At 74.2% G+C, this 8452-nt stretch carries 11 protein-coding genes; 2 read left to right on the top strand and 9 right to left on the bottom strand.

The annotated features are described in order from the left end of the window. The 5 genes from KCH_RS28510 to KCH_RS28490 all read right to left on the bottom strand — a co-directional run. The coding region (locus KCH_RS28510) for an acyl-CoA thioesterase (RefSeq protein ID WP_051653551.1) at nucleotides 1-453 on the bottom strand (453 nt) is incomplete at its 3' end. A 3-nt stretch (nucleotides 454-456) separates the two neighbouring features. Continuing rightward, complete coding sequence (locus tag KCH_RS28505; protein WP_157032224.1) at nucleotides 457-714, bottom strand: hypothetical protein; 258 nt, start codon at nucleotides 712-714, stop codon at nucleotides 457-459. 337 nt (nucleotides 715-1051) lie between these two features. Then, nucleotides 1052-1591 carry a GNAT family N-acetyltransferase gene (locus KCH_RS28500; RefSeq protein WP_035867672.1) on the bottom strand — a complete coding sequence of 180 codons (540 nt, stop codon included), beginning with the start codon at nucleotides 1589-1591 and terminating at the stop codon, nucleotides 1052-1054. 342 nt (nucleotides 1592-1933) lie between these two features. Further along, nucleotides 1934-2434, bottom strand: a complete 501-nt coding sequence (locus KCH_RS28495) for a GNAT family N-acetyltransferase (protein ID WP_035867669.1) — start codon at nucleotides 2432-2434, stop codon at nucleotides 1934-1936. A 32-nt stretch (nucleotides 2435-2466) separates the two neighbouring features. After that, on the bottom strand, nucleotides 2467-2973 hold the full coding sequence (locus KCH_RS28490; protein WP_035867667.1) for a DUF2004 domain-containing protein: 507 nt from the start codon (nucleotides 2971-2973) through the stop codon (nucleotides 2467-2469). 312 nt (nucleotides 2974-3285) lie between these two features. Between KCH_RS28490 and KCH_RS28485 the strand changes: the two genes are divergently transcribed. Then, a complete protein-coding gene (locus KCH_RS28485) occupies nucleotides 3286-4215 on the top strand; it encodes a glutaminase (protein WP_035874221.1) in 930 nt (309 codons plus the stop codon). A 25-nt stretch (nucleotides 4216-4240) separates the two neighbouring features. Here KCH_RS28485 and KCH_RS28480 read toward each other — a convergent pair whose 3' ends face one another. From KCH_RS28480 to KCH_RS37945, 3 genes are read right to left on the bottom strand one after another with little or no spacing between them, the layout of a single operon-like run. Beyond that, nucleotides 4241-4792 carry a gamma carbonic anhydrase family protein gene (locus KCH_RS28480; protein ID WP_035867665.1) on the bottom strand — a complete coding sequence of 184 codons (552 nt, stop codon included), beginning with the start codon at nucleotides 4790-4792 and terminating at the stop codon, nucleotides 4241-4243. A 58-nt stretch (nucleotides 4793-4850) separates the two neighbouring features. Further along, nucleotides 4851-5891 (bottom strand): serine hydrolase domain-containing protein, encoded by a 1041-nt coding sequence (locus KCH_RS28475; protein WP_051653550.1) that lies wholly within the window; start codon nucleotides 5889-5891, stop codon nucleotides 4851-4853. Beyond that, on the bottom strand, nucleotides 5888-6085 hold the full coding sequence (locus KCH_RS37945) for a hypothetical protein (protein WP_157032223.1): 198 nt from the start codon (nucleotides 6083-6085) through the stop codon (nucleotides 5888-5890). Before KCH_RS37945 ends, KCH_RS28475 begins: the two co-directional genes overlap by 4 nt. 184 nt (nucleotides 6086-6269) lie before the next feature. On the opposite strand from KCH_RS37945, the gene KCH_RS28470 reads away from it, so the two are divergent. Continuing rightward, entirely contained in the window at nucleotides 6270-7040 is a 771-nt protein-coding gene (locus tag KCH_RS28470) for a polysaccharide deacetylase family protein (RefSeq protein ID WP_035867663.1), read from the top strand. 50 nt (nucleotides 7041-7090) lie between these two features. Here KCH_RS28470 and KCH_RS46255 read toward each other — a convergent pair. Continuing rightward, a partial coding sequence (locus KCH_RS46255) for a WD40 repeat domain-containing protein (protein WP_035867661.1) occupies nucleotides 7091-8452 on the bottom strand: 1362 nt, incomplete at its 5' end.

Here is an 8452-nt window from a genome sequence, read left to right as displayed (position 1 = left end):
GGCGGTGGCCGGGACGGGTACGCAACCGACGGGGGCGACGGTCGCGAGCGGGCCGGTGGGGCGGACCCGGTAGCGGTCCAGGTGCCGGCGTTCCACGTCGCGCAGGGGGCGGCTGCGCCCGGTCTCGGCGTCGGTCGGCACGGTGACCGTCCGGGCCTCGAAGACCAGCCGGCCGTGGCGCCGGGCCTCGCAGGTGGTGTTGATGGACGCCCGTCCGAGGCGCTCCACCCAGATCTGCACGGGGAGCGGGGTGGAGCAGTGGTAGAGCGGCTCGCGGTAGTCGATCTCGTGACGGGCGATCATGAACCCGTCCTCGAACAGCCCCTGCTCCTCGGTCTCGTCGTACAGCAGGCAGTAGACGGCCTCCTGGACGTACTGCAGCACCTTCAGGTTGTTGATGTGCCCGAAGGCGTCCATGTCGCCCCAGCGGGTCCGGCACAGGTAGGTGTACAACGGTCAGCCGTCCGTTCGGTGTTCGGTCCCGAAGCCGAGGGTGCGGCGCAGGTAGCCGTAGGCGTACGGGGAGCGGCGCAGCGCGGCGTCGTCGCCCTGTTCGTAGACCTCGCTCGCGGTGTCGAGGACGGCGAGGCCGAGGATCTTCTCCGTCCGGCGGCAGAGTCGTTCGAGTTCAGTGAGGCGCTGGGAGGCGGGGAGCCCTGCGAGGGCTGCGCACGCTTTCTCCACCTGATCGACCCCGCCACGGTAGTCAGTCATCGTTCCTCTTCTCTTTTCGGACTTGATTCGTGTAGGGCCTCATCCGCCGAAGGGAAGGACAGGCGGATCCGTCGACGCCGAAGGTCCTTCCGGTGATCAAACTCGGTCCCCCCGCAGCCGGACATGGCGAGGCTCCCCGTGTTTGGTTGAAGATCGTCGCATTCCGGGCGTCTTTCAACACAGGCCCTTGCCCGGCCCTGTTTCGGTCCCGTTCGGCCCACTTGTCCGTACACAAACGCGAACGATCCGCCCGAGATCGGGCGGATCGTCAGGTGATCGCATCATCAGCCGCGCCGGTGTGCCGGGCGGAACCCGGCGGAAGCGGCCCGGCCGGCCGTCACTCCTGCCGCTCGGCCGACCGCCACTCCTCGGCCAGCAGCCCGTACACGGCCGCGTCCAGGAACTCCCCCATCACCCAGCCCGCGGACCGCAGGACGCCCTCCCGTACGAACCCGACCCGCTCGGCGGCCCGGATCATCGCGTGGTTGTCCGCCAGCGTGTCGATCTGCAGCCGGTGCAGCCCCCGCACGTCGAACCCGTACCGGCACAGCGTGTTCACCACATCGGTGCCGTACCCCTTCCCCCGCGCCGCCCCCAGCAGCCCGAGCCCCAGATGCGCGGACCGGTGGTGCAGGTCGATGCCCCAGACCCCGGCCAGGCCCACCAGCGTGTCCGTCCCCAGTTCGACCACCGAGAACTGGACGATGCTCGGGTCGTCGTCGATCGCCTTCGGATCCTTCGGCCCCGGAGCGACCGGCCGCCACGGCCGCCCCTCGGAACGCGCGGACAGTTCCACGTCGTTGTAGAGCTCGCTCAGCAGAATCGGGTGGTCTTCCGCGTGCCGGGCCCGCAGCCCGATCTTCTCACCTCGAAGCATTCACGCTTCTTATCCGACGAATCTGCCCATCGGCAAGCGTCATTGACGCCACGTCGGACATTTCCGCTCCGGGACCGACTTCACGCGCACGTCACCGGCCGAAGAGCTTCCGGTGCCCCTCCGCCCGGCGATCTGCCGCCACGTCATGACGGCGCTCCCGGGCCCGGCGTGGAAGATGCGCACCGGACGTCACATGCGTGACGCGGCAGCCGAGTTGGTGCGCGGATAAGCCCCGGCCCGCCGCGTCCGTGCCCTACGGGCTGTTCGGGCCGGTGCGGAGGCATCTGGACGAGGCCCTGGCGCCGGACGGCGGACGGTGGCGGTGACCTCCCGTGGCGGCGGCTACTGGACCTCGGTGCGGTAGAGGCGCATGCCGCGCCGCTGGTAGTTGTGCAGGGCGTGCGGGTGGTCCGTCGAGCAGGTGTGCAGCCACACCCGGCCCGGCGCGTCGGCGTCCAACGGCTCGGTGGCCCAGGCCTGTTGGAGGGCGAGCGTGAGGGCGTAGCCGCCGAGGCGCTTGCCGAGGTGGCCGGGGAGCAGTCCGAACGCGGTGATCTCGACGGCTCCGCCGGGCTCCGGCTCCAGGTAGGCGACGCCGGCGGGCTCCTGCCCGTGCGTGATCAGCCAGTACTGCCGCAGCGGGTGCGCCCGGAGGTCCGCCTCCCACTCGCTCGCCGAGCAGGTGGCGCTGCGCCAGCCGTACGCCTCCCCGACCTGTGCCTGGGTGCTGCGGACCAGCGGCGAGGACCGGTCGACGCGCAGCAGCCCGAGGGCGGGCACGACGGGGGCCGGGCGGAGGTCTTCCGGCGAGGTCATCTCCAGGTACCTGACGGTCTTTGCCACGGCGGAAGGCTACCCACCTCGCGCAGGTGCCGTCAGCTCTCCCAGTCGACCGAGTCGACCGCCCCGTCCCCGGTCATCCGGACGGCGAGGATCTGGTCGCTGAACTCGGGCGCGAGCACGTAGTCCAGCACCACCGGCGTCCCGGCGGAGAGGCCGTTCAGCCACAGGCCGACGCCGTTCAGCCGGAGCGCGGCGACGAAGGCCGCCGGCCCGACCTCCGCACCGGCCGCCTCCCGGACCAGGCGCTCGACCGCCTCGATGCCGTCCAGCTCGTCGACGTGGAAGTCGATGAAGTAGCGGTCCTCCTCCAGGTGCGCGCGCAGCGCCGCCCGCGCGGCCGCGTCGGCCGCGGGCAGGCCGTCGAGGCGGGCGGCCAGCAGGTCCAGTTCCTCGACGGACGGCTCACCGGCGGCTCCGGCCCACAGCAGGGCCTCCACCTCCTCGCCCGCCAGCTCCCCGGTCCCCTGCCAGATGACCTCGGCGCCGTCGACCGCGCCGGTGTCCAACCGCCCGAATCGGGCGTGCTCGACGACCGCCATAGCTGACACTCCTCCACTCGTACCCCGCCGACCGGCAGATCCTCCCACCCGCCGCCGACGGCACACCGTGCCGACCGGGGACCTCGCAGGGGTGGGACGGCCGCGACCCGCCGGAGCCTCGGAGCGGCCCCGGCGGCGGCCGGATCACGGGCACCTGCGATCGTTGGACAGGGGAACGGCCTGCCGCGCGGCCCCTCTTCGACGGGGCCGACTCCGAGCGCAGGCCGCCCCGTTCCGCACCCTCGCCTCTTCCGTAGGACGCCTTGCATGCCCGACAGCCCGCACCTTCCCGGGACGACCCCGACGGTCCCGGTGACCGCTTCCGGATCCGGCCGTTTCGGCGGCGTACTGGAACAGATCGGGAGCGAGGTCGCGGCCCTCACCGACCGCGGCCGGCCCGCCGACTACATCCCGCTGCTGGCCGGGGCCGACCCCGGGCGCTTCGGCATGGCCGTCGCCGAACCGGACGGGACGGTCTACGGTGTCAACGACTGGCAGGAGCCCTTCTCCACGCAGTCCATCACCAAGGTCTTCGCCCTGGCCCTGGTGCTCGCGTCGGAGGGCGAGGAGATCTGGCGACGCGTGGGCCGCGAGCCCTCCGGCAACCCCTTCAACTCCCTGGTGCAGCTGGAGTACGAGAACGGCGTACCGCGCAACCCGTTCATCAACGCCGGCGCGCTGGTGGTCACCGACCGGCTGCAGACGCTGACCGGGAACGCCGCCGGCCGGGTGCGCGACCTGCTGCGCGAGGAGAGCGGCAATCCGGCCGTCGACTTCGTGGCGGAGGTCGCCGACTCGGAGGCCGCCCACGGCGACCGCAACGCCGCCCTGGCCCACTTCATGGCCTCCTACGGCAACATCGCCAATCCGGTGCCGGAACTCCTCGCGGCCTACTTCCGCCAGTGCTCGATCGCGGCCTCGTGCCAGGACCTGGCGTCGGCCGCGGGCTTCCTGGCGCGGCGCGGCGTCCGCGCCGACGGCTCGATGCTGCTGACGCCCAGTCAGGCCAAGCGGGTCAACGCCGTCATGCTCACCTGCGGCACCTACGACGCCGCCGGGGAGTTCGCCTACCGCGTGGGCCTTCCCGGCAAGAGCGGCGTCGGCGGGGGGATCGTCGCGGTGGTGCCCGGCGTCTGCACCCTGTGCGTGTGGAGCCCCGGACTCGACCGGCGCGGCAACTCGGTGGCGGGCGTGTGGGCCCTGGACCGGTTCACCACCCTCACCGGCCTGTCCGTCTTCTGAGCACCGGCGCGGCCCCGCCCCCGGCTCAGGGGCCCTCCGGCAGGTCTTCGGCGGACGGCCGGAGGTCCCGGTGGGCGGTGGCGAGCAGTTCGTAGCCAGTGCCGTTGGCGGTGATGCCGGCCTTCTCCTGCTCGGTCAGCTCGCGGCGGATCCTGGCCGGGACGCCGGCGACCAGGGATCCCGGCGGGACGGTCATGCCCTGCGGGACGACCGCGCCGGCCGCCACCAGCGAACCGGCGCCTATCCGGGCACCGTTGAGGACGGTGGCGTTCATGCCCACCAGTACGTCGTCCTCGATCGTGCAGCCGTGCAGCACGGCGTTGTGGCCGACCGAGATCCGCTCGCCGACCACCAGCGGGAAGCCGGGGTCGGCGTGCAGGGTGCAGTTGTCCTGGATGTTGCTGCCCGCGCCGACGGTGATCGACTCGGCGTCACCGCGCAGCACCGCGCCGTACCAGATGCTCGCGCCGGCCGCGATCCGCACGTCCCCGACCACGACCGCGGTCGGCGCCACGAAGGCGTCCGGGTCGACGGCGGGTGTCCTGCCCGCGACCGCGGCGATCAGCGGCTCGGCCATGGTGGGTCCTCCTGGTGACGGTGTGCGCCTCGTGCTGCCGGTCAGCGTAGGCGGTCCGTCACGGCGTCGTGCGGGCGAGGGCCGGTCCGGCCGCCGCGGCGGGGGCTCCGCACAGGGCGGTCGCGGTCACCCGGTGCCAGGCGGCGTTGGCGGCGTTCTCGTCCGGGGCGTCGTAGAAGGTGGTGTTCGCGGCGAACTCGCGCCTGCCGTCCGGGGAGGCCAGCATCATCGTGCTGTACCCGGGGATGCCGCCGGCGTGGCCCCAGAACTCGCCGCAGGGGAGGTCGAGGCGCTGGAGGCCGAGGCCGTACGTCCGGCCCTCGCCGTGCGTGGAGGTCTGCTTCATCGCGGCGAGTTCGGCGGGGCGCAGCAGGCGGCCGCCGAGCAGGGCGTCGAGGAAGGCGGTCAGGTCGGCGGCGGTGGAGATGCCGCCGCCGGCGGAGCCGGCCATCGAGGGGTTGAGCACGGTGACGTCGACCGGTCCGGCGGCGGACTTGAGGTAGCCGTGGGCGTGCGGGCCGGGGATGAACGGGAAGTCGCCGGGCATCCGGGTGCCGGTGAGCCGGAGCGGGCGGATGATGCGGCGGGTGACCTCGTCGTTCCAGCTGTGGCCGGTGAGCTTCTCGATGATCATCCCGGCCAGGATGTAGTTGGTGTTGGAGTACTGCCAGTCCTGGCCGGGGGCGAAGGCGGGCGGGTACTTGTTTGCGAGGTCCACCAAGTCCCGCAGGCGGTAGGACGTGTAGCGGCCGCCGGTCAGCCAGGTGTCGTCGAACGCGAAGGCCGGGTCCTGGGTGTAGTCGGCGACGCCGCTGGTGTGGTCGAGCAGCTGCCGGACGGTGATCGTCCCGCTGTTCGGGACGGCTCCGGGCAGCAGGGTCTCCAGGCGGTCGTCGAGGCCCAGGCGGTGCTCGCCGACGAGCTGGAGCAGGGTGGTGGCGACGAAGGTCTTGGTGGCGCTGCCGATCCGGAAGGCGCCGCGCGGGTCGGCGGGCCGGCCGCTCGCGAGGTCGGCGACGCCGGTGGCGTTGCTCCACACCGGGCGGCCGTCCACCCGGACGGCGCCGAGGGCGGAGGTCGAGTAGCCGGGGTCGGTCATCCCGGCGAGGGCGGCGTCGGCGTCCTGCCAGTCGCCCTGCGGGCCGGCGGCGGCCGGGGCGGCGGGGGCCGGGCCGCGGCGGCGGGGGCGAGCGCGGCGAGCAGGCCCGCGGCGACGGCGGCCGTGACGGCGGCGCGCAGGACCGGGCGCCGCCGGGTGGTCGGGGTGGTCGGGGTGGTCGGGTCGGCGGTCATGCCGGCCTCCCTGTTCTGGGTCGTGACGAGGTCGACCAGGTGTTCTGCCACATCTTCTGACAGGCTGTCAGGAACACCGGGCTGCCGTCGCCGACCCGGCGGAGGAGTCGCCCCCGAACGGACCCGGAGCCGTGCCCCCGACCGGCCTCGGGGTTCGGGCGTCGGGCCGCGTAGGGTTCACCGAATGAGAACGGCGAAGAGGCGACCCAGGTTCTACGTCCTGCTGTGCGTGGCGGTGCTGGCCGTCGCCGCGCTGGTCACGGTGGTGGTCGTCCGCAGTTTCGCCATGGTGACGGTCGATCCGGGGCAGGCCCGGAAGCGGGCGAAGGCGGGACTGTCGGCGGGGCAGGTGGACTGCTCCCTGCGCAAGTGCATCGCGTTGACCTTCGACGGCAGTCCGGGCGAGCCGACCGAGCGGGTGATGGACCTGCTGGCGCAGCACCACGCCCCGGCGACGTTCTTCCTGGAGGGGCGGGACATCCACGCCCACCCCGAGGTGGTGCGGCGCATCGCGCGGGAGGGGCACGAGATCGGCGACCACACCTGGAACCACCCCCGGCTGACCGAGGTGCCCGACGCGCAGGTGCGGGAGGAGCTGGTCCGGACGGCGGACGCCATAGCGGAGGTCACCGGGCAGCGGCCGACTCTGATGCGTCCGCCGGAGGGCCGCACCGACGACCGGGTGTCGAAGCTCTCGCGGGAGCTCGGCATGGCCCAGGTGCTGTGGACGGTGACCGCCAAGGACTACGCGACCGAGGACACCGAACTGATCACCAAGCGGGTCCTGGACGGCGCCGGGCGCGACGGCATCGTCCTGCTGCACCCGCTGCACAAGGGCACCGTGCCCGCGTTGCCCGCCGTCCTCGACGCGCTCGCCGGCCAGGGCTACACCTTCGTCACCGTCGGGCAGCTGCTCGCCCCGGGCGTCCCGGAGCCGGGCACCATCTACCGCTGACGGCCCGCCGGCCGGACCGCGGGCGCGGTTCAGCGCGGCGCGGGCCCGGTTCAGCGCGGCGCGGGCGCGCCCTGGTCGGCCAGGGTGAGGGCCAGCACGGCCTCGGGGAGGGCGGCGACGACCAGGCCGTCGGGGGTGACGGCGAGGGAGCGGACGGGCGCGCCGAGGCGGATGTCGGCGCCGCGGTGGCGCTCGCCCCAGCGGCGGAGGCGGAGCAGGCCGTCGGACCAGGCGGCGGCGAGCAGCAGGCCCGCGGGGGTCGCTGCGAGGGCGGTGGCGGTGACGGCGTGCGGCCGCTGGTCGACGGGGGCGGGCAGCGGGGGGCGGCCGGGCATCCAGGTCCAGACGCGGCCGTCCTCGCCGCCGCTGGCCACCAGGGTGCCGCCGTCCGCGTCGGTGACGCCGAGCGCGGTGACGGGGCCTTCGTGCAGGGACGGTTCGGGGCGGTGGGTGCGGCCGGTGGAGAGCTCGTGGTGGGTGAGGGAGCCGTCGGGCAGGCCGAGCACCAGTGCGTCGTGGTGGCCGGCCACGGCGGTGACGGGGCCGAGCGTCTCCAGGGTGCCGGCGGGTGCGCCGACCGCGCCGTCCACGGTGAGCGACTCCAGGGCGCCGGACGCGTCGAGCAGCAGCGCCCCGCCGAACGCGGTGGCGGTGAGGGCGCGGGGGTGACGGAGCGTCAACGGCCCGACGGCGGAGCGCGGTTCACCGGTCGCCGGGTCGCACAGGTGCAGTGCGGCGCCGTCGGCGAGGAGCAGCCGGCCGGCGAGCGGGCCGACGCCGGGGGCGGTCATGCAGGGGCCGGCGGCGGGGCGGTTCCAGACGGTGTGCCAGCGCGCGTCGGCGAGCTTCGCGCAGTGCGCGGCGGATTCGGCGTCGCGCCCGGTGAGCCAGGCGTGCAGGACGGCGGCCCGGTCGGCGGGGCGGGCGAGGGCGGCCCGGTCGGGGGCGGCCAGCCGCCACGCCTCGGCGAGGGCGGTGCGGGGTGCGCCGGCGTCCTCGGCGCGCTGGAACGCGGCGGTGACGGTGGCGGGTTCGGCGTGCAGCACCAGGTCGAGTTCGTCGAGCATCGGGGAGGCCGGGTCGCCCGCGGAGGCGTGCCGGAGCAGCAGGGCGAGGCGTTCGGGGTCGCTGGCGGCGAGGTCGGGGCCGCCGTCGGCGCGGACGGGGATGCCGCCGGCGACCTCCCACATCATGGCGGCGTGGTCGACGGGCGGCCGGTCGGCGGCGGCCCGGTCGGCGACCTCGTCGGGGCGCAGCCGCCAGCGGTCGGCCATGGGCGGCGGGGGCAGCAGGTCGGCGGCGGACTTGACGGTCCGTTCGCCGCCGGCGCCGGGCAGGGTGGCCCAGAGTGCGGTGCTGAGCGGGCCGTCGGCGGTGGAGAGCGCTTGCAGGGCGCGGCGTTCGGGCTCGGG

Source organism: Kitasatospora cheerisanensis KCTC 2395 (assembly GCF_000696185.1).
GTDB lineage: Bacteria > Actinomycetota > Actinomycetes > Streptomycetales > Streptomycetaceae > Kitasatospora > Kitasatospora cheerisanensis.
The sequence above is the reverse complement of the archived record's forward strand: the minus strand, read 5'-3'. Positions and strand labels throughout refer to the sequence as shown.

Bases quoted from the DNA above. Each gene is read 5' to 3' on its own strand.
- KCH_RS28505 (WP_157032224.1), bottom strand. From the start codon at position 714: ATGACTGACTACCGTGGCGGGGTCGATCAGGTGGAGAAAGCGTGCGCA.
- KCH_RS28500 (WP_035867672.1), bottom strand. From the start codon at position 1,591: ATGCTTCGAGGTGAGAAGATCGGGCTGCGGGCCCGGCACGCGGAAGAC.
- KCH_RS28490 (WP_035867667.1), bottom strand. From the start codon at position 2,973: ATGGCGGTCGTCGAGCACGCCCGATTCGGGCGGTTGGACACCGGCGCG.
- KCH_RS28480 (WP_035867665.1), bottom strand. From the start codon at position 4,792: ATGGCCGAGCCGCTGATCGCCGCGGTCGCGGGCAGGACACCCGCCGTC.
- KCH_RS28475 (WP_051653550.1), bottom strand. From the start codon at position 5,891: ATGACCGACCCCGGCTACTCGACCTCCGCCCTCGGCGCCGTCCGGGTG.
- KCH_RS37945 (WP_157032223.1), bottom strand. From the start codon at position 6,085: ATGACCGCCGACCCGACCACCCCGACCACCCCGACCACCCGGCGGCGC.
- KCH_RS28470 (WP_035867663.1), top strand. From the start codon at position 6,270: ATGAGAACGGCGAAGAGGCGACCCAGGTTCTACGTCCTGCTGTGCGTG.